16 protein-coding genes are annotated in these 20,908 nt (G+C 56.8%); 8 read left to right on the forward strand and 8 right to left on the reverse strand.

Features of this window, described 5'->3' with window-relative positions; all coding sequences use genetic code 11:
• Positions 1-157 precede the first annotated feature (157 nt).
• Positions 158-1,561: a PAS domain S-box protein gene (locus EL26_RS07685; protein ID WP_152559199.1), complete on the forward strand. Its 1,404-nt coding sequence runs from the start codon at positions 158-160 to the stop codon at positions 1,559-1,561.
• Between the two features lie 93 nt (positions 1,562-1,654).
• Positions 1,655-2,065 (forward strand): hypothetical protein, encoded by a 411-nt coding sequence (locus tag EL26_RS07690; RefSeq protein WP_038086304.1) that lies wholly within the window; start codon positions 1,655-1,657, stop codon positions 2,063-2,065.
• A gap of 78 nt (positions 2,066-2,143) precedes the next feature.
• Here EL26_RS07690 and EL26_RS07695 read toward each other — a convergent pair whose 3' ends face one another.
• Both EL26_RS07695 and EL26_RS07700 read right to left on the reverse strand, forming a co-directional pair.
• Complete coding sequence (locus EL26_RS07695) at positions 2,144-3,136, reverse strand: ABC transporter permease (protein ID WP_038086306.1); 993 nt, start codon at positions 3,134-3,136, stop codon at positions 2,144-2,146.
• Positions 3,129-4,088, reverse strand: coding sequence for an ABC transporter ATP-binding protein (locus EL26_RS07700; RefSeq protein ID WP_052036115.1), 960 nt, complete (start codon positions 4,086-4,088; stop codon positions 3,129-3,131). Before EL26_RS07700 ends, EL26_RS07695 begins: the two co-directional genes overlap by 8 nt.
• Before the next feature lie 64 nt (positions 4,089-4,152).
• Here EL26_RS07700 and EL26_RS07705 point away from each other — a divergent pair, with 64 nt between their 5' ends.
• From EL26_RS07705 to thrB, 5 genes are all read left to right on the forward strand, one after another.
• Positions 4,153-4,992 carry an SGNH/GDSL hydrolase family protein gene (locus tag EL26_RS07705; RefSeq protein WP_038086307.1) on the forward strand — a complete coding sequence of 280 codons (840 nt, stop codon included), beginning with the start codon at positions 4,153-4,155 and terminating at the stop codon, positions 4,990-4,992.
• A 62-nt stretch (positions 4,993-5,054) separates the two neighbouring features.
• On the forward strand, positions 5,055-6,734 hold the full coding sequence (locus EL26_RS07710) for a DUF4132 domain-containing protein (protein WP_038086310.1): 1,680 nt from the start codon (positions 5,055-5,057) through the stop codon (positions 6,732-6,734).
• Positions 6,735-6,953: 219 nt separating this feature from the next.
• Positions 6,954-7,970: a homoserine dehydrogenase gene (locus EL26_RS07715; protein ID WP_052036116.1), complete on the forward strand. Its 1,017-nt coding sequence runs from the start codon at positions 6,954-6,956 to the stop codon at positions 7,968-7,970.
• Positions 7,970-9,040 carry a threonine synthase gene (thrC, locus tag EL26_RS07720; protein WP_038086312.1) on the forward strand — a complete coding sequence of 357 codons (1,071 nt, stop codon included), beginning with the start codon at positions 7,970-7,972 and terminating at the stop codon, positions 9,038-9,040. The genes EL26_RS07715 and thrC overlap by 1 nt, the downstream gene beginning before the upstream one ends.
• A gap of 22 nt (positions 9,041-9,062) precedes the next feature.
• Positions 9,063-10,007: a homoserine kinase gene (gene thrB / locus EL26_RS07725; protein WP_052036117.1), complete on the forward strand. Its 945-nt coding sequence runs from the start codon at positions 9,063-9,065 to the stop codon at positions 10,005-10,007.
• Here the strand turns inward: thrB and EL26_RS07730 are convergent.
• The 4 genes from EL26_RS07730 to serS form a co-directional block, all read right to left on the reverse strand.
• Positions 9,919-11,016 carry an AbrB family transcriptional regulator gene (locus EL26_RS07730; RefSeq protein WP_052036118.1) on the reverse strand — a complete coding sequence of 366 codons (1,098 nt, stop codon included), beginning with the start codon at positions 11,014-11,016 and terminating at the stop codon, positions 9,919-9,921. The genes thrB and EL26_RS07730 overlap by 89 nt on opposite strands.
• Positions 11,017-11,303: 287 nt before the next feature.
• The gene (locus EL26_RS07735; RefSeq protein WP_038086315.1) at positions 11,304-12,092 is read right to left on the reverse strand and encodes a hypothetical protein; all 789 of its coding nucleotides are present in this window, start codon (positions 12,090-12,092) and stop codon (positions 11,304-11,306) included.
• Positions 12,093-12,350: 258 nt separating this feature from the next.
• Positions 12,351-13,613: a hypothetical protein gene (locus EL26_RS07740; protein ID WP_038086317.1), complete on the reverse strand. Its 1,263-nt coding sequence runs from the start codon at positions 13,611-13,613 to the stop codon at positions 12,351-12,353.
• A gap of 190 nt (positions 13,614-13,803) precedes the next feature.
• Positions 13,804-15,096, reverse strand: coding sequence for a serine--tRNA ligase (gene serS, locus EL26_RS07745; protein WP_038086319.1), 1,293 nt, complete (start codon positions 15,094-15,096; stop codon positions 13,804-13,806).
• Positions 15,097-15,473: 377 nt separating this feature from the next.
• Here serS and EL26_RS07750 point away from each other — a divergent pair, with 377 nt between their 5' ends.
• Complete coding sequence (locus EL26_RS07750) at positions 15,474-17,972, forward strand: U32 family peptidase (RefSeq protein ID WP_038086322.1); 2,499 nt, start codon at positions 15,474-15,476, stop codon at positions 17,970-17,972.
• A 142-nt stretch (positions 17,973-18,114) separates the two neighbouring features.
• On the opposite strand, the gene EL26_RS23570 is transcribed toward EL26_RS07750, so the two are convergent.
• A complete protein-coding gene (locus EL26_RS23570) occupies positions 18,115-19,389 on the reverse strand; it encodes an MDR family MFS transporter (protein ID WP_052036119.1) in 1,275 nt (424 codons plus the stop codon).
• An 86-nt stretch (positions 19,390-19,475) separates the two neighbouring features.
• Positions 19,476-20,879, reverse strand: a complete 1,404-nt coding sequence (locus EL26_RS07760) for an RsmF rRNA methyltransferase first C-terminal domain-containing protein (RefSeq protein ID WP_038086326.1) — start codon at positions 20,877-20,879, stop codon at positions 19,476-19,478.
• Between the last annotated feature and the right edge of the window lie 29 nt (positions 20,880-20,908).

A 20,908-nucleotide genomic window follows, 5' to 3' on the forward strand; every position in this document is an offset into this window, starting at 1 on the left:
ACGTGACCTATGCAGAGTTTCTCTGTATAGGTTTTTTTTATTTGTTACAGCTGTTGAAAAAAGAGGACATTTAAGGGGGCGTGACGCATAATAAAACTGTGCAACAGCAGTGGAGACGTCGAATCTCCCTGCGATCAACCTTGAATGGGGTACGGACATGACGACAGACACAACGACACATTCCAATAGATTGTTTGAATTTCACCCGGACCCGACATGGACGGTCGACGCTCAAGGTGCTTTGCTGACAGCCAACCGCGCGGCGCAAGCGGAGATCGGGCAACGAGCCCGCTTGGAAGAGCTGTTCGTGCCCGAGGATTTGGAGAAGGTGCGCGATTGGATGATGCGCGCCGAATGGGAGCAAACGCCGCAGAACGGACGGGCGTCGCTGCTCGGCACGGCACCCGGTCGCGGGGACGCGCATTGCACGCTGATTCCGGCGAGCGAAGGCGGCGGGTCGGTCATTTTCTTTCTGATGGTGCGGGTGGTGGAAGAAACGCCTGACGCAGAGACGCTGGAACAGCTGCGCGAGACCCAAGAACTGCTCGAAGCGGTGTTTCGCCACAGTCGGGAAGCGATGGGGATGTTTGATGTGGACGGAACGATTCTTCGAATGAATGATGCGTTCGTGTCGATGTTCGGATATTCGCGGGAAGAATTGATCGGACGTAAAGTTCCCGTGACGCCGCCCGGGGCACTGCAAGAAGAAGTGTACCGCCACTTTGATGCGATCCTCAACCAAGCGGTGCCGTATGTCGAGTTCGAGACGGTCAAATTGCACAAAAGCGGGCATTTGCTCGATGTGCAGGTCACCCTCTCGCCGATCAAAAAACGCGACGGTGTCATCGTGGCGATTCACGGCATCTCCCGAGATCTCACCGACGCCAAGAAGACACAAACACGCTTGATCCAAGCGGAAAAACTCTCCATTGCCGGACAGTTGGCGGCGGGGATCGCGCACGAAATCCGCAACCCGTTGACCGCGCTCAAAGGCTTCGTGCAACTGATGGAGGGCGGTGCGAGCTTCAACCCGCACTATTTGCAGGTGATGGGCGCGGAGTTGAACCGCATCGAGGGGATCACCAACGAATTGCTGGTCCTCGCCAAACCGCAGGCGAACCAGATGACGCGACGCGAACTCGCTTCGCTGGTGCAGGAAGTCGTGACGCTGTTTGAATCACTTGCGAACTTGCGCAACGTGGAATTGACCGCCGATCTCGAACAGGGCTTGCCGGAGATGAACTGCGACAGTAACCAATTGAAGCAAGTGTTCATCAATTTCCTCAAAAACGCCCTTGAAGCGATGCCCTGCGGCGGTCGCATCGACATTGTTCTGCGCCGGGACGGTCATCGCGCGCACTTGGCGTTTGCAGACCTTGGGTGCGGGATCGAGCCGGACGTGCTGGCGCGGTTGGGCGAGCCTTTTCTCACCACCAAGGAAAATGGCACGGGCTTGGGGTTTATGGTTTGCAAACAGATCATCGAGAACCACCGAGGCGAAGTGCGGGTGGAGAGTGAAGTGGGCAAAGGCACGACCGTCGGAATTTGGTTGCCGTTGTAGTATTTTTCGAACGGTTTGGAGACATGCACGCGAGGCGGTTGTTTCGCCTATGTTGTAGGGAATGCGGAATCTCACACAGGAGGTCTTCCAGGTATGGCAGACAGGATTCCCGGCTGTCCGTTGCCGGAGAGCATCACCCTGCAAGAACGTTTGACCCAACTGCGGGGCCGTTTGGTGCTGGTCGAATCGGAAGCCGGCAGTTTTGAAGCGGCGCCGATTCGCGAAGTGCGCTCGAATAAGTTTTACGTGATGGATTTGACGGTGCGGTTTGATCGGCCTTTTTTTGCGACGGTGATCGTGCCGCCCGCTGAGGTGACGCCCGTGACGGCGATCGTGCGGGTGGAAGGACTCTCGCCGGGCCTTGGCGTGAAGAGCGGGAGTTTGATTCGCATCGGGCAAGACTTTGTTGAATTCGCCGCCGACATCTCCGGCACGCGGGCTGTGGTGATCGCGCCGCGCAACCGCTTCGTGACGGTGACGTGCGAAGAACTGCCGGACGAATAAACGAATCCGCAACGCCGCAGAAGAAAAGCAGGCGCATCCTCGCGGGAGGATGCGCCTTTTTTTGAGGAGCTTCGTCTCTTACGCCAACACGTCGCGGCGGGTGAACGTAATGAACGACACGATCAAGCCGCCGACCAACCAGAGGCCGAGGATGCACAGCGAGAACGGCAGCGTGACATCGGGAATCGGCAACGGCGTGCCGTTCACATAGTCGGTCAAACGCAGGTGCGACGTGAAAATGTACTTCGCAATCGGGAAATCGGCCGCGAGTTGCACGAGGATGTTGCCCCCGATCAAGACGGCGAGCATCACGCCCATCCCGGCCGCCGTGCCGCGCACGAGCACGGAAACCATGAACGACAGCGTGGCGACGACGATCGTGGAAATCCAGCCGAGGCCGTAGTTCATCAGCAACAGTTGCCAGTGCGGCAGGACTTTGACTTGCGACGCGTCAAACGTGCCGCCGGAGATCTGGAATCCGGTGAACATCGGCGCGTCCCATCCTTGGAAGCCGAAGAACAGCCCGGAGATCGCGTAGCACGCCACCATCGTGATCATGACGGTCAGCGTGGTGTAGATCAACAGCGTCAGGTACTTCGAGAGCAAGATCTTCCACCGCTTGACGGGGCGGGTGAGCAACAGTTTGATCGTGCCTTCGGAATGCTCGCTCGACACGATGTCGGTGGCGATGACGATGACGAGCAACGGCAGGAACAGCGAGACGCCGTACTGCATGAAGAAGCGGGTGAACGTCGTCGCGCCGGTCGCTTTCGGGTTGATGTTGCGGTCGAGGTAGTATTTCTGCTGTTCAACTTGCAGTTGCATGATCTTCTTCTGCTCATCGGGCAGAGCGGGCGATTGCATGCGGTGTTCTTGATCGGTGATTTGCTGTTGAAGTTGTGCGCGCCAATCGGTGGTGCCGACTTTGGCGAGCAGGCGTTGCTCCGTCGTGTACTGCCCGTACACAAACGTCGGAATCAAGATCAGCAATATCAAAATCACCACGAAGAATCGCCGTTTGCGCAAGACTTTCAGCGTTTCATTGCGGGTGAGGGCGAGGAGGTTACGCAATCGACTCACCTCCCGTGATTTCCAAGAACAGTTCTTCCAATTGGTTTTGCACGGTGACGCTGTAGATGGAGACCCCGGCCCCGATCAGTTTTTCATTGAGAGAGGCAGTTTCGGTTTGCGTGAGCGACGCGATCAGTTTGGTCGCGGCGATCTGCTGGACGTTGTCCGCGCCGAGCGCTTCTGCGAGCACGCGCCGTGCCGTCTCCACCGGTTCCACGTTCCATTCCACGCGGTTGACGCCGTTCGCGACGATCTCTTCCACAGAGGTCACTTTGACGATCTCGCCGCCGGAGAGAATCGCCACGCGGTCGCACATCATCTGCACTTCCGCGAGCATGTGCGACGAGACGAACACCGCCAAGCCTTCCTCTGCCGCGAGTTTGCGGATGAACTCGCGCAGTTCGCGAATGCCCGCCGGGTCCAGCCCGTTGGTGGGCTCGTCCAAGATCAACAGCTTCGGGCGGCCCAACAAAGCTTGCGCGATGCCGAGGCGTTGACGCATGCCGAGCGAGTACGTTTTGACTTTGTCATGAATGCGGGCGTCCATCTTGACGAGCTGCACGACTTCTTGGATGCGCTCGTCGGTGACGTCGCCGAGCATGGCGGCGAAATGTTCGAGGTTCTGCCAGCCGGTCATGTATTTGTAGAGTTCCGGGTTCTCGACGATGCACCCGACGTTGCGCATCGCTTCAATAAATTCGCTGCGCACATCATGTCCGCCGATGCAGATCCGTCCGGCGGTGGGTGCGATGAGGCCGACGATCATGCGGATCGTCGTCGTTTTGCCCGCGCCGTTCGGGCCGAGAAAGCCGAACACTTCGCCTTGGTGCACGTCGAACGAAACGTTGCGAATGATGGTGCGTTTGCCGATCGTCTTCTGCAATCCTTGGACGGAGAGCGCGACGGCGGGGGATGTACGGGTCAAGAGAAACACCTCAGTTCGAGAGTTCATGAGTCTTGCTCCTATTGTACCGTTTTTGTGCTACACTAGGAAGGTGAAGGAGGTGGCAAGACCTTTGAAAAAACCATCTTGGTCGTGGCGAATCGTCTCGACGCTGGCCTTGCTCAGCGCTCTGGTTTTCGCAGGCGGATTCGTGATGGCGATCGTCGGCCCGCAAGGCACGTCCTCTGCCGCCGACCTGACCGATCCATCGAATGACACGACTCCGCAGGACGCGACGACCGCCGCCGCATCTGCTGTGAATACGCAAACCTACCCTGTTGTCGCCCTCGGTGACTCGCTTACCAAGGGCGTCGGGGACAAAAACGGCAAAGGCTATGTCGGCTACCTGAAGGACAAGCTCGACAAGCTTGGCCGTAAAGTTTCCATCCAAAACCTCGGCGTTTCCGGCCTTGAATCGCCGGAGTTGCTCAAATCGGTGCAAAGCGCCGGCACGCAGTCGATTTTGAAGGACGCCAAGTTGATCCTGATCTCGATCGGCGGCAACGACATGACGCACTCTGTCGGCGACGTTTCGCAGATCATCACCTCGGGCAAAGTCGACGAAGCGAAATTCCTCGCCGCGCAAGATCACTACTCCAAAAACCTCGACGGCATCTTGACCTCCGTGCGCAAAGCGAACCCCGATGCGCCGATTCTCGTCGTCGGCCTCTACAACCCGTTTGAAGGCGTGGTGGAGGACCCCGCGCGGATGAACCAACTGCTGGACGGTTGGAACGAGAACGAATTGGCGATTGTTCAGAAGTATCCGAATGCGAAAGTCGTTCCGACGTTTGACATCTTCGAGTGGAACACCGACCGTCTGCTTTCCGGCGACCATTTCCACCCGAACGAGCTTGGGTATGACCAGATGGCGGAACGCATGCTGCAAGCGTTGCCGAAGTCGATTTTGTAAACGAGGAAGCATGCTCGCGTCAGGGAGCATGCTTTTTTTCTAGCGTGTGAAAGGTGGTTCTCATGCAAGTCAAAATTCCCAGTCAAATTCTCGACTGGCTCGAAGAGTTAGGCGTTCCCGCAGAGCTCATCGAGCCGTGCAAATCTTATCTGCAACTGCAACCCGGCAGTGAAACGGTGCTGTCCGCCTTGCCGGAGATCGACATGAACGATCCGCAGCACGACGATCTCTGGGAAGACGTCGCCCGCCAAGACTATTACTTGCGCTCGCACCTCGTCAAAGCGACGCGTGAGAGGATGTTTCAGCTCTTGTACCGCATGGGCGGGCATTCCGCGCTGGATCGGCTCGGGCACATCATGCGCGGCGACCGCGGGGAGATGCTCGATTTGATCTACGCGCAAGAGGGGGCGTCGTTTGCGCCGGTCTTGATTGAATACCTGCACGACCAGTCGCGTCCCGTGCGGGAGAAAGCGGCGGAGCTTCTGGTCAACCACCGCGAACTGGACACCCAAGTGGGGCCGCTGATCTTCCATCGATTGAAGCATGTCCGCGACGGCGCGGTCTATGCCGTCTACCTCTGGGGCGACGAGAAAGGACGCGACCTGTTGGAGCGCGCCTATCTGCGGGAAAAAAACGAGGGCGTCCGCATGCACATGGCGCTCTTCCTCGGCTACATCGCGGGCGAAGTGCGCAAGGACGACGCCGAGACCGAGCAGAAAATTCTCAGCCTCCAGACGAACAAACTGCTGGTGGAGCACTGCACGAAGCAGTTGAAGCGCATTCGCAAGCAGTTCATTCACTGGCTGGATTTCGAGACGCTGCCTGTGCTGCACTTCGCGGACGACGGCGAGCCCGCGCCCGACGAAGTGCGCCGCTACCTGCTGATCTCGTACGCGGAGATGACGCAGCCGGGGGCGAACCTCGAAGCGGAGGCGATGCAGAAGCTGTTGCGGGACGAGGACGTGCGGGAGTTGGCGATGCAGACGTTTTTGCAATGGGAAGCGGCGGAGTGCGACGGCAAGCGCAAATGGGTGCTCTCGTTCGCGCTTGCGACGCAAGACCCGCGCTTGCGGCAGCGCATCCAAGCGCACATCGAAGCGTGGCCGAAGCAAAAGCGCGTCCAACTCGCCGTCTACGCCGTGAAAGTGCTGGGGATGTCCGACCAGCAGGAAGCGTGGGTCATCGTGGACACCGTACGCCGTAAAATCAAAAACCGACTGGTCAAGGAAGCGGCCGTCGACCAATTTCAAGCGGTGGCAAACCGGCTTGGAATGGACATCGAGGAGCTCGCCGACCGCATGGTGCCGACGCTCGGGTTTGACGCCAACGGCGAACAGACGCTTGACTTCGGCACCCGCGAGTTCCGTCTGCGCTTGACGCCGGAGCTGGGCGTTTCGCTGTTCGACGCGACGGGCAAAGAGCTGAAGTCGCTCCCGAAACCGAATCGCCAAGACGACGCCGAGCGCGCCGCCGTTGCCAAACTGGAATTCACCCAGCTCAAAAAACAACTCCGCCAATGGGGGCAGCAGCTCTCCCAGCGCTTCGCCGCCGCTGCGGAAAGTAACCGCACGTGGTCGCAAGAGCAGTGGAACGAGCTGTTCGCGGGGGAGAACCCGATCTTGCGGGAGTTTGCAAAGCAGATCAGATGGAAGCCCTTGGAGGACGGCAGGATCGGGATCGAGCCGGAGCCGGAGCCGGTGAGTTCGCCCCCGGACGCCGACCCCGAAGTATCCGCGCAATAGACAACCTCAAACACAAGCACTCTCCGCGCGAGGGTGCTTTTTTTGCGTTCTCTAAAATGAATCCGTTTTCAATGAAAATCTGACTGAAAAAAATGAAGAAACCCGTCAAATTCCACTTGTGCCCTCTCTCAATCCCCGCTATAATGTCCAACAAGAAAACACAAGAGTACGCAATGAATGTACACTGAGCGCGTACAGAGACGAGGAGGAGTTGGAGAGATGGAACGCAGAGTCGTAAAAGTAGGGTTGCTGGGTTTGGGGACCGTAGGGTCCGGTGTGGTGAAGATGTTGCGAACCAAGCAAGAAGAATTGGCGCAAAAGTGCGGATACGAGATCGAAATCCAACGGATTCTCGTACGCGATCTCGATAAAAAACGCGGTGTCGACGTTGAGCGCAGCTTGCTCACCCGCGATGTGCGCGACATTCTAGACGATCCCGAGGTGCAGATCGTCATCGAAGTGATGGGCGGTGAAAGCGGCACGCGCGACATCGTGCTGGAATCCCTGCTCTCCGGCAAGCACGTGATCACGGCGAACAAAGACCTGGTCGCCCTGCACGGCGCGCAACTGCACAATGCCGCCGATTCGAAAAACGTCGAGCTGCTCTACGAGGCCGCCGTCGCCGGCGCGATCCCGATCGTGCGCGTGCTGAAGCAGTCGTTTGCGGCGGACCAAGTCCGCGAAGTGATGGGCATCGTCAACGGCACCACGAACTTCATCCTCTCCAAAATGACGCAGGAGAACGCGTCCTACGAAGACGCTCTGCGCGAAGCGCAAGCGCTCGGCTATGCCGAAGCCGATCCGCACGCCGACGTCTCCGGCCTCGACGCCGCTCGCAAGATGGCGATTCTCGCTTCCATCTCGATGCGCCAAGCCGTGCCGCTCGCCGACGTGCAGCTCCAAGGCATCGAGGGCGTCACGCAGGAAGACATCGCCGAAGCCAAAGCGCTAGGCCTTGTGATCAAGCTGATCGGCAGAGCCCGCCGCGAGGGCGACGCCATCGAAGTGTCCGTCTCGCCGATGCGCTTGCCGGACTCGCATCCGCTGGCACAAGTCAACGATTGTTTCAATGCGGTCTACGTCTACGCCGACGCGTTGGGAGAAGCGATGCTCTACGGACGCGGGGCGGGCGAGATGCCGACCGCCAGCGCCGTCGTCGGCGACCTGCTCGCCGTCTTGCGCGGGCGAAAATTTGCGGCTCAACAACAAGTCGAATGGATCGGGAGGTTGGCATAATGGCTGTGCAACGCGCTTGGAAAGGACTTTTGCAAGAATACCGCGACTGGCTTCCGATCACGGAGCAAACTCCGCGGGTCTCCCTCTGTGAAGGCAACACACCGCTGATCCCCGCCCCGAATCTGTCGAAGAAGCTCGGGCTCGACGTTCACTTGAAATTCGAAGGCTTGAACCCCACCGGCTCGTTCAAAGACCGGGGCATGGTGCTCGCCGTCGCCAAAGCGGTCGAAGCCGGTTCCCGCGCCGTGATCTGCGCGTCGACGGGCAACACGTCCGCGTCCGCCGCCGCGTATGCCGCACGCCTCGGCTTGCGCTCCATCGTGCTGATTCCGGACGGCAAGATCGCCTACGGAAAACTCGCGCAGGCGATCATGTACGGCGCGGAAATCGTGCCGGTGCAAGGGAATTTCGACCAAGCGCTGGAGTTGGTGCGCAGCATCTCCGCCGAGCACCCCGTCACGCTGGTCAACTCCGTCAACCCGTTTCGCATCGAAGGGCAGAAGACGGCGGCGTTTGAAGTCTGCGAACAGCTGGGCGAAGCACCCGATATTCTGGCGCTTCCCGTCGGCAACGCGGGCAATATCACCGCGTACTACAAGGGATTCTGCGAATACCGCAACGCCGGCAACGTGAAGTCCGCGCCGAAGATGCTCGGGTTTGAAGCGGAAGGCGCGGCGGCGATCGTGCGCGGGAAACCGATCCCGCAGCCGGAAACGCTGGCGACGGCGATTCGCATCGGCAACCCGGCGTCTTGGCAGGGCGCGGTGCACGCAGCCGTTGAATCGGGCGGTGTGATCGACAGCGTGACGGACGAGGAAATTCTCGCGGCTTATAAACTGTTGGCGCGGGAAGAGGGCGTTTTTTGCGAACCGGCGTCGGCGGCTTCCGTGGCGGGGCTGATCAAACGCCGCGCATCCGGCGAGTTGCTGCCGGGCGCGCGTGTGGTCTGCGTCCTGACCGGCAACGGCTTGAAGGACTCCGACATCGCGATTCAATCGAGCGCACTGGAGTTGAACTCGATTCCTGCCACCCAAGAAGCCGTGGTTCAGATGATCATGCAAACCAAATAAAACCAAAAGGGGGAGTTGCATCATGCTGAGGACGATCTGGCGGGTTCCGGCGACGACGGCGAACCTGGGGCCGGGGTTTGACGTGCTGGGGATGGCGTTGAACTTGTACAACGAAGTCGAGATGGTGGAAATTCAGCAAGGCTTGGAGATTTACGTGGAAGGGGAGGGCGCGGAGCTGATTGCGCGGGATGAGAGCAACTTGGTCTACCAAGCGGCCCTGCACGTGTTTGAAAAAGCGGGCTGGGCTCCGTCCGGCCTGCGCATCCGCTTGCAAAACCAAATCCCCGTCACGCGGGGTCTCGGCTCTTCGTCCGCCGCTCTGGTCGGCGGGTTGGCGGCGGCGAACCGACTGTGCGGGGATAAATTGACGCAAGAGGAACTGCTGGAGATCGCGACGGAAATCGAGGGGCATCCCGACAACGTCGCCCCCGTGCTGTACGGAGGCTTGCTGATTGCCGGAAAAGTGCGGGGCAAGTGGCGCACGCAACGCTTGACGCCGCCGGCGGGGCTGTGCGTCGTGGCGGCGGTGCCCGATTTTGAACTGCCCACGGAAAAAGCGCGGGGGGTGCTGCCGGAGCGCATCGAGCGCGCCGATGCGATTTTTACCGCGTCGCATGTGGCGTTGATGGTCAGCGCGGTCCAGCGCAATGATCTGGAGTTGTTCGGGGCGTGTCTGGAAGATGTCTTGCACCAGCCGTACCGCGAGACGCTGGTGCCCGGTCTTCGTGACGTGTTGCAGGCGGCGGAAGACGCGGGCGCGCTCGGCGCTGCGCTGTCCGGTGCGGGGCCGACTCTGGTCGCGTTCACGGACGGACGGCGCGAAGAGGTCGGCCGCGCCATTCAGGACGGATTCGCCGCGCACGGCGTGTCGTGCCGCATCATGTATCTGTACCCGGACTTGGGCGGCGTGTGCGAGACCGTCGCAAGATCCAGCGACGCAGCAGCGGCGGGACGAGGAAGAGAATGAAGAAAATCCGGAACAGCTGATAGCTCGTCACAAGCGTTACGTCGGCGTGCACGACATGCGCGGTGACGCCCATTTCCGCGATGCCGCCCGGCGCGGAACTGAGAAACGCCGTCGTCAGCGACATGTCGCCGTTCCACCAGACGAGGAGCGCGCCGACGAGCAGCGCAAATCCGCACAGCAGAATCGAACTGACAATCGTTACGACCGTCAATTTGCGCAAGTTGTTCAAGCGCTGCGGCTGCATCTGCAAGCCGATGCTCGACCCGATGCAAATCTGCGCGAGCGTCAAGAGCACCGTCGGCAATTGCGGCGGTTGAAAGCCGCAGAAAATCACGACGGCGTTGGCGAGCAACGGACCGGTGAGAAACGCGGCAGGCAGGTGAAGTTTCACCCCGAGCCAGGCGCCGCCGAGCGTCGCGACGAGAAACAGCCCAAGTGTCGCCAGCGGAACGTCGGACAGCGCGGGCAACACATGCGCCGCTTGCGCTCCGGTTCCGTCTCCGGCGCCTCCGCCGACAAACCCGTTCACCGTCAGAAACGGCACGATAAAAATCACGGCGATGACGCGAATCGTCTGCATGAACACGACGACCGTGGTGTCCGCTTCTTTCACATCTTCGGCGAGCACGACCATCTGCGTCAGCCCGCCCGGCACGCTGCCGAACACGCCGCTCGCCAGATCTCCCTTGGAGAGTTTCGCGCCCCAAGCGCCCATCGTGATGCCAAACAGCACGGTCAGCACCGTCGCCGCCAGCATCGACGGCAGATGATGCCCGATCAGCGTCACCGTCTCGCGGGTCACAGAAGTCGCCAGAATGTACCCGAGCACGACGAGGCCAGCGTTGCGCAATTGCCCCGGCCACACCAAGCGGCGCTTCGTGGACAACCGCCACGTCATCACGGCGGCAATCGGTCCGAGCATCCAGTTCAGTGGAACGTGTAAGAGGGTAAACAACCCGCCGCCCGCCAAGGCGACGATCAACGTTTCCAAAAACGGCAACCAAGCCACAAGCATCCCTCCTTAAAAAACGAATCCGCGCAGGATGTGACACGCGGTCTGCATGCAAAAAGCGTACCGCCCCGCAGCCGGGTCGATACGCTTTTCATCTTACTGCAAAAGTCGGTGCGCGAGAAGAACATTATTTCGACTCGCGAACGATTAGTTGGATATAAGAGAGGGTGGGAGCTTAAGGGTATGTGCCTTCTAATAGGCTTATTGATATTTTCAATTTATGTGGAAAGGGGCTGAAATACAAAAAGCAAAGACCGTGAGTTATTGCAGTGCTATGTCTTCGCTTATTCTTCCTCGGGTAAACCATACCTTAAGGATATTCTGTTTCGAATGTTAGTGATCTCTTCTTCACTTGCTAACTGGTTTCTAGCAAAATGATCGACTATCATCAAAATATTTCTGAGGTAGTCTGGATTCGAATATGATGGAAGATCTGGTGCCTCATCATCTACTTCATCAAGTAAAAGATGTACTTTTTGTTTTAACATAGTGTAAAAATTTGACTTCCCATCTCTTAACTTAGAAAGCTCGTTTACAGTAAAGGAGATAATTGGCTTTTTTCTGTCTGAGCGAATGAAAAGTTTTTTTCTCTTTCCCTCACCAAACTTCCAGCCAGACCCACCTATACCTAGGATAGAGATAAATACTCCGAATCTAGAACGCCTAGAATCAAGGAGTTCATCCAGTTTTGTTACAGTGCCAACATCAATCGATGCGCTCTTTTTATTTTTACATTCACAAATAATATTTGTTCCAATGAAATCATTTACGAAAGAGGGTTTGGGCTTATCACCGAATATTACTTCGATATCTGTCTCATTGCCACCAGCTAATCTGTTGGCTTTAATATCATCTAAAAAAACGAATCTCCGAAACAAAAATTCAGCAAATTCCTCTAACAAGCGGCCTTTTTTCCAGTTGAGTTCTTTTTTCCATTCCTGACTTGCCTCAATTTCTGAAATGAAATAATCAAAGACATTTACAGATTCTTGATCAGCTATTGGATTCCAGATAATATTATCATTACACTCTTCCAGAAGTTTTTGTATGTGTGTGAAATCATCAAAAGTCATTCTTGTATTCTCCTGAATCCAACCTTTGCTCTAGAAAAGTCGAGGAATTCTCCGCATTCGGGACATGTTGAAATAGTTTGATTATGATAGAACTCTTTAAGTGAATCGAATTTTACAGAATGAGGAACTTCATTTTTACAATCAACGTATATTACGATATCCAACATCCGAATATTGTACAGTTCTATTAATATATTCTCAGCATATGCAATTGGTAACTGAATATGTCTTGCAAATGTAGTTTTTGTCACTACATCACTAGGACGCAATGACTGGATCCGTTCCGACATTGTTTGGATCACTACTGAAGGAAGGTTGAATTTCATCGCGATATTCGTTAAGTTTTCGAATAACACTGTTAACCACCTCCTCTTCAATAAACACATTTTTGGAACCACGGATAAGATAAGCATCAGTACCTTGTTCCACTAAAAATTTATATATGCGTTCGTTTGTGTTTAGTGTTACACCCAACAAGTCGATATCATTATTCTGACGCGACTTACGTGCAGCTTGTGCAGCAGCCCCTCCACGTAAGGTTTCTCGCGATTCTACATTTATAGTATGACTGACACCGTCGATCCGCTGCTTAAATAGCTCAAAAGGATTGTCTCCTTTTATTATACCGTATTTTTCAATTAACTGCGCTTCAAAAGAGTTTTGGATATCTTGTGCAAGGTGTAACGTCATTGCTAGATCCTTTTCAGGATCCAGTCCAGCCTTTAATAGCAAAGCTTCCGCAAATTCACGGATATCATCCTCTGCATTTACCGATTGACTTGTAATATCAGCGTTGTTGTGACTTGAGGCGTCTTCTGCGAGTTTATGCAGTGCAAGGGGAAGCCACAGGGGGGCGATAAGCAAATGCTCACCAATAAATTCCTTCATCTTAAAGTAAAAAGTATTTGCAATTGGAGTCCAATCGCCTTTGTCTTTTTCCACACCGTTCACATCGATCAAATGACTAGTTGGATTAATTACGACCCTTAGTTCATTTGAATCCTTAAAGAGTACACAGTGTGCGAAAAATAGCTTTTTGTGAATCTTTTGTAACCCTGATACTGTTTTGCCATAAACTTGACAGGGCGCTAGAAAAGAGTATATGTACTTGCCTCTCTCTTCATTACGATGAATATCAACTAGAACTATCTCATTCAGGTTGGTCAATACTTGATTGTCGTCATCAGAACTGATATTTGGGTTGAATTCCCAAATTCTAGTTACGATTTCATTCTTTCGATTATAAAGATCTTCCAGCACTTCTAATTCTGGTTTTGTCTGCAAACTGTACACAAAGGTATAATTATTACCGTCTATCTGGTGTAGAACGAGCCACTCCTCGAATTCCGAAAGATTCATTGCTGCATTGATAAATCCAGGGTCCTTTACACCCTTGATCAAGAGATCCTTCATTGCTTCGCGAGAATTCTTCTTCGGCCACCCTTTGCTGTCAAAAAGCTGTTGATAATGCTTATATTGGGTATAAGCATCAAGGAGATTCTCGATATTCTCCCAATTCATTATATTGTCCCCCTGTTTATAGCTATCTTACACTTCTGTTATCTTCGAGCTTATTTCTATATTTTGTACATATGCTTTGATTTAGTCAATAAGTAATTAGATAGCATTATCTATTCTGGCCATTATTGAGGAAGAGACCCCTCCAGTGCTTCGTTTGAGGGGCCTCAATACAATTTTTAGATACGAATCATCACCACAACTTCGCGCCCGGCTTGATTTCTTCCAGCCCGTTCAGATACTTTCGCAGCGCCTTCGGGATGTAGATCGACCCGTCGGCGCGCTGGTGGTTTTCCAAGAGCGGGATCAAGATGCGCGGCGTCGCGACGGCGGTGTTGTTCAGGGTGTGACAGTATTGCAAGTGGCCGTTTTCATCTCGATAGCGGATGTTCGAGCGGCGCGCTTGGAACTCCAGCAAGTTCGAAGCCGATTGCGTCTCGCCGAAGTTCTCCCGCGACGGCATCCATGTTTCGATGTCGTACTTTTTATACACACCCTGCCCGATGTCGCCCGTGCAGACGGCGACGACGCGATACGGCACTTCGAGCAGTTGGAGCAGGTCTTCGGCGTTCTTGGTGATCTCTTGCAACATCGCTTCCGACACGGCGGGGTCGTTTTTGCAGAGGACGACTTGCTCGACTTTCGCGAACTGGTGCACGCGGTACAGCCCGCGCGTATCGCGGCCCGCCGCGCCCGCTTCGCGGCGGAAGCAGTTCGAGACGCCCGCCATGCGAATCGGCTCCGTCACGTCGACGACTTCGCCCGAATAGTACGAGACAAGCGGCACTTCCGACGTGCCGACGAGCCAAGCGTTGTCGCGGCCCAACTCGTACGTCTGTTCACGCCCGAGCGGGAAGAACCCGGTGTTCGTCATCATCTCTTCGCGGACCATCACCGGCACGTCGAGCACGGTAAACCCGCGCTCCGTCAGCACGTCGATCGCCAACTGCTGCACGGCGCGGTGCAGGTACAACCCGATGCCCTTCATATAATACTGCCGCGTTCCCGCCACTTTCGCCCCGCGCGGGAAGTCGAACAGGTCGTACGTTTCGCCAAGCGTCACATGGTCTTGAATTTCAAAGTCAAACTGCGGCAGCTCGCCGACGCGGCGAACTTCGACGTTCTCTTCGTCCGATTCGCCAATCGGGGTGTCCGGCGAGATGATGTTCGGCACGAGCAGCATCAGTTCGCCGAAGCGGGTTTCTACGTCTTGCAACACGGCTTCCTGCTCCGTGAGCGAAGCGTTGATGCCGCGCACGTCTTCTTTGGTTTTTTCAATTTCGTCTTTCTTGCCTTCTTTGGCGAGGCGGGGGATCCGCTGCGAAAGCTCGTTGCGCTGTTTGCGCAGTCCCTCGACATCTTGCAGCAGCGCCCGGCGCTTGGCGTCGACTTCCAAAAGCTCGGCAATCGACACCGCAATTCCTTTTTGTTGTGCGACCGTCTGCACCACGTCCGGATTCTCCCGAATGAAACGAATGTCCAACATAGCTGCACCACTCCTCTTGAAAAATGACAAAGAGCGCCCTCATCCGATTGGGACGAGGAGCGCTCTTTGTTTGTACAAGGTCTCGCGGTGCCACCCAACTTGACCTGCTCCGCAAAAGGAAACAGGCCCACTTTGGTACCGCGTTAACGGGCGATTCCCGGCTTACTTAGAGAGAAAAGGGTTCCTCCGGTCGTGAGCGCCTCCGAGTTGGATGCTCTTCATCGGCATGATGATCATGATCCACCTAAATGTTTTTACATTATAAGGTATACTGCACCTTCCTGACAAGTGCTATACCTTTTACAGCTTGGGGAAAAATAGTACAATAGAACAGTTGTCCATCCTACTACGTGACAAACGGAAGGAGTTACATATAGATGCGAACCGACATCAAACGCGAAGACATCGAATTGCTCGCACCCGCCGGAACTTGGGAAGCGATGCGCGCGGCCGTCGCCAACGGTGCCAATGCCGTGTACTTCGGCGTGGAAAAATTCAACGCCCGCGCCCGTGCCAACAATTTCCTCATGGAAGAGCTCCCGCAGATCATGGAATTTCTGCACACCTACGGGGTCAAGGGGTTCCTCACTTTCAACATCCTCGTGTTTGAAAACGAACTCGAAGACGCCAAAGAGCTGATCGACGCCTGCATCAACGCAGGAGTTGACGCCGTCATCGTCCAAGACTTGGGGCTGGTTAAGATGATCCGCGAAATTTCGCCGGACTTCCCGATCCACGGCTCCACCCAGATGACGATCACCTCGCCGGAAGCGGCGGAATTTACCAAGCCGTACGACATGGAGCGCGTCGTCCTCGGCCGTGAAAACAACCTCAAACAGATCAAGAAGATCGCCGACTCCGCGAAACTCCCGCTCGAAGTGTTCGTCCACGGCGCGCTTTGTGTTTCGTACTCGGGCCAATGCTTGACCTCCGAGATGTGGGGCGGACGCTCGGCAAACCGCGGCGAGTGCGCGCAGGCTTGCCGTCTCCCGTACGACATGATGGTCGACGGCGAACACAAAGACATGGGCAACATCGCCTACGTCCTCTCGCCGAAAGACCTCAACGCGCTCGAACTCGTGCCGGAATTGATCGAAGCGGGCGTGACTTCGTTTAAGATCGAAGGCCGCCTGAAATCGCCGGAGTACGTCGCCAACGTTGTCTCGAAATACCGCAAAGCGATCGACGCGTACTTCCTCGGCGTCACCGACTACCAGCCCGACCTGATCGACATCCAAGAGCTGGAGCAGTCGTTCTCGCGCGGCTTCACGTACGGCTTCCTCAAGGGCACCAACAACAAGCAACTCGTCGACGGCACGTTCCCGAAAAAGCGCGGCGTCTTCCTCGGCCACGTCAAAAAAGTCTACCGCGACGCGATCTTGATCGACCTGCAAGCTCCGCTCAAGCGCGGCGACGGCATCGTGTTCGACTTTGGCGACCCGACCCAAGACGAAGAGGGCGGACGCGTCTATGACATCCGCATCAAAGGCCAAAAAATCGAGGGCGGCGTCAACGAAGGCCTCTACGAAATCGTCATGGGCCGCAACGACGTCAACTTGCACAACATCAACGTCGGCGACAAAGTTTGGCGTACGTCCGACATGGAACTCGACCGCCGCCTGCGCCGCACGTTTGAAACGGAAAAACCGTACCGCACGTTCCCGGTCAACCTTGAAGTTTACGGCGCGGTCGGGCAGCCGCTCGTCACCGTCTGGACCGATGTGAAAAAAGGCACCTCCGTCACCATCAACTCGGAAAACCCGGCGGAAGAAGCGCTGAAACGCCCGCTGGACGAAGAAGTGCTCCGCGAGCAATTCGGGCGTCTGGGCGGCACCGTCTACGAACTGGACGAGCTGCATGTCGAGTTGACCGGCAACGTGATCGTGCCGAAGTCGGAGATGAACCGCATCCGCCGCGAAGCGGTCGAGCAACTGTTCGCGCTGCGCATCGCGCCGCCGAAGTACACCCGCGTGGAGCAGGAACCCGACGTGTACGAAGACACGGCGGTGCCGGAGCCGGTGGACGGAGCGGACGCGAGACTGATCGCGCTCTGCCGTTCCTTGGAGCAGATCGAAGCGGCGGGGCAAACGGACGTGGACTACATCTACGCCGACTTTGAATTCGTCAAAGACTACCCGCAAGCGGTGGAAGCCGCCCGCAAAGCCGGTAAAAAAATCGCTCTCGCCACCCCGCGCATCCACATGCCGGGCGAGAACGGCATCTTGCGCCAGATGCTCAAACACCAACCGGACGGCATCTTGATCCGCAACACGGGCGCGGCGTACTTCTTTGAGCAGGAGCGCCCGGCGGGCATCGAGTTGATCGGCGATTTCTCGCTGAACATCGCGAACCACAAAGCGGTCAACCTGTTCTTGGAGCGCGGCATGGACCGCGTGACGGCGTCGTACGATTTGAACACGGAACAGATGATCGACCTGCTGTCTCAATCGAAATCGGAGCATATGGAAGTGGTCATACACCAGCACATGCCGATGTTCCATACCGAACACTGCGTCTATTGCACGTTCCTCTCCGAAGGCACCGACTTCACGAACTGCGGCCGTCCGTGTGAAGAGCAGCGCGTCTCGTTGAAGGACCGCGTCGGCATGGAGCATCCGGTGCGCGTCGATACCGGTTGCCGCAACACGGTCTACAACGCGGTCGACCAGTCCGGGGCAGAGTACCTCGGCGAATTCCTCGGCAACGGCGTCCGCCACTACCGCGTGGAATTCCTCGAAGAAGAGGGCAAGCGCGTCAAAGAAGTGCTGAAGCTCTACCGCCAGGCGCTCGCAGGCGAAGTGACGGGCACGCACGTTTGGCGCACCCTGAACGCCACCAACCAACTCGGCGTCACCCGCGGCCAACTCACGAAGTAAGAAAAAACAATCCCTCCGGCACCGCAAATGGTGTCGGAGGGATTGTTTCGGTAAAAAGAAACCCTCCAGGCACAGACGATGTGCAGGAGGGTTTTTTCATATCCCCGAGCACAGATCCTGTGCCGGAGGGTTTTTTCCAGCGTTACGCAGACAGGTCCGCAGACGGCGTTGCCACCGCCTCGCGACGGGACAGATTCCCCATCGTCCGGCTGTAGAGCACGAGGGAGAGCAGCCCGATCAGCAGCACAGCCCCGCCCATCGTCCACGGCGACACCAACCCGACCATCGAGATCGAAATCCCGCCGACCAGCATCGTGCCGACGCCTTGGAAACCGGCGACCGCCATGTACACGCCGCGATTGTGCTCCGGCGCGAGGTTCGCCAAGATCGATTGCTTCACCGGCACCCACGTGATCTCGCCAATCGTCGCCACGATCATCGAGATCATCAACAGCCACGGCAAGTTGAACACGTTGATCACCGCATACCCCGCGAGACTGAGCGTCACGCCGAGCAACAGCGCGCGGCGATGCCCGAATTTCTGTACCATGCGGCGCACCAACGCCGAGAACAGCACGACGATCAACGCATTCGCCGATTGCAAAAACGCATACAACTGCATCCCGTCCGCTGCAAACGACCAATCCCCGATCGAGAACATCGTCTGCGGCGTGGAAATGTCGTCGTTGATCCGCACGCGCCCGTACGAGTTGGTGATGTTCTCCAGCGACCCGCAGAACAGCGCCGCCGCGAGAAACGTCATGAAGATTCGGTCCTTGAACACCTGTTTGTACGAGGAAGCCATGCCCTTCGGCTTTTCTCCGGGCGCTTTCGGTTTGGCTTCCGGCTTCGTCTCCGTGATCCAGACGAACAGCACGATCAGCGACGCCAGCAAAAACAGCGTCATCCCGCTGAACAACTCAAACTTGTGCGCGCGAAACAGATAGCCCCCGGCGATCCCGCCGACGACGAGGCCGAAGTTGTTCGACCAGTAGTCGATGCTGTACACCACACTCCGCGACTCCGGCGTGGTGACGTCGATCATCATCGCTTCGGAAGCGGGCGTCGCCAACCCGTCGCAAAACCCGATGAGCATCATCGCGATTGCGGTGATCCATGCGGAGTGATACCAAGGCGAATTCGCAAGCGTCATCACCGCAAACAGCAGCACGCGCATCGATTCCGAATAGATTTTCACCCGCTTGCGTCCGAACTTGTCGGCAAAGTGCCCGCCGTACGCGCTCGCCGACACGACGATCGCGATGTGGACCACCACCAACAACCCCGTCCACGACGCGCCGATCGTCTCCGCAAAGTAGATCGCGATAAAAGGCCAGATCATGCTGCCCACCATGTTGCCGACAAAACTTTGAACAAGCCTGATTTTTACGTTTAGATGAAGTTCACGAAAGGTCAATGAAGTTCCCCCTGTAATTGTAAACTCCCCTCATCGTACCACGAGAGAGGAAATTTGTGGAGGCTCAACGTGACCAAGACGTTTTTTTATACCCACCGAAGCCCTTTGGGGTAGTGGTTTTTCAACTGTCCGCCGGACAGTTTGCCCCAGCCGAGCGGGAATCCGTCGACGGTGAGCACAATCCAGCCCTTGTGCGAGTCCACAGAAAGCGTGTCGCCGCGCAGATACTGCAACACCTGCGGATCGTCTGCCGCGAGATCGACCGTGTGCCGCACTTCGTCAGGGTGCAATCCCAGCGCGAGATGGTGGCTCGGCTCCAAGCGGTTTTTCTTCACCGTGCCCAAGTGCCAGCCGGGGCGCACGACTTTCAGCCCTTGCAGATCCGGCAGCCCCGCAGGCGGGAGATACAACTGCTCGCCGAACAGCAAAAACTCCCCCTCCGGCACCACGGTCAGCGTCTCCCCCGCAAATTCGCGGTACGTCTTCACCGCGTCAAGCGGCACTTTCGCGGACGAACTCCCGCGACCGTCGCGGCCTTTCCCTTTGCCGGATTTCTTGCGCGCCCCCCCGTGCTCGTCCGACGCCTGACCGCCGTTCGCGTCGTCCGTTTTGCGCAGATGCGCCACATAATGCCCTTCACCGCTCAACTTGTGCGGCCACAACCGTGCCGTCTTCGCAAACTCGCCAAACCCCGGCGCAAAGTGCTCCGCCGTGTGAATGTCGATCAGCTCAAACTCCGGATGCCGCGCCAGAAATTTCTCCATCGTGCCTTCGTTCTCATCCGGCGAAAACGTGCACGTCGAGTACACCATCGTCCCGCCGGGACGCAGCATCAACGCCGCATGATCGAGAATGTCCGCTTGCCGCACGGCGCACATCGTCACATGCTCAGGGCTCCACTCGTCGCAGGCATCGGGGTCCTTGCGAAACATCCCTTCGCCCGAACACGGCGCATCGACCAAAATCCGGTCAAAAAACGCCGGGAACCGCGCCGACAGCTTATCCGGCATTTCATTGGTCACCATCGCGTTGCGCACGCCGAACCGCTCGATGTTCTCCGACAGAATCTTCGCCCGCGCCGGATGCGGCTCGTTGGAAACCAACAGCCCGCGCCCGCCGAGCAGCGCCGCCAGATGCGTCGACTTCCCGCCCGGAGCCGCGCAGAGATCCAGCACGCGCTCGCCCGGTTGCGGGTTCAACACTTCCGCCACCGACATCGCCGACGGCTCTTGAATGTAATACACACCCGCCGCGTGATACGGATGCTTGCCCGGACGATCCGGCGCATAGAAGGTATACCCGTCCCGCACCCACGGCACGGGCTCCAAGCGAAACGGCGTTTTTTTCAAAAACGACTCGCTCGTCGTCTTCAGCGTGTTCACGCGCAACCCCTGCACGGACGGCTGCTCCAAACTCGCCGCAAACGCCTCGTAATCTCTACCCAGCATTTCCTGCATTCTATGTAAAAAAGCCTCTGGATATCGGCTCACCCTGATCACTCCTTCTCAATTGAACATCT

It is taken from the genome of Tumebacillus flagellatus (assembly GCF_000714935.1).
Lineage (GTDB): Bacteria > Bacillota > Bacilli > Tumebacillales > Tumebacillaceae > Tumebacillus > Tumebacillus flagellatus.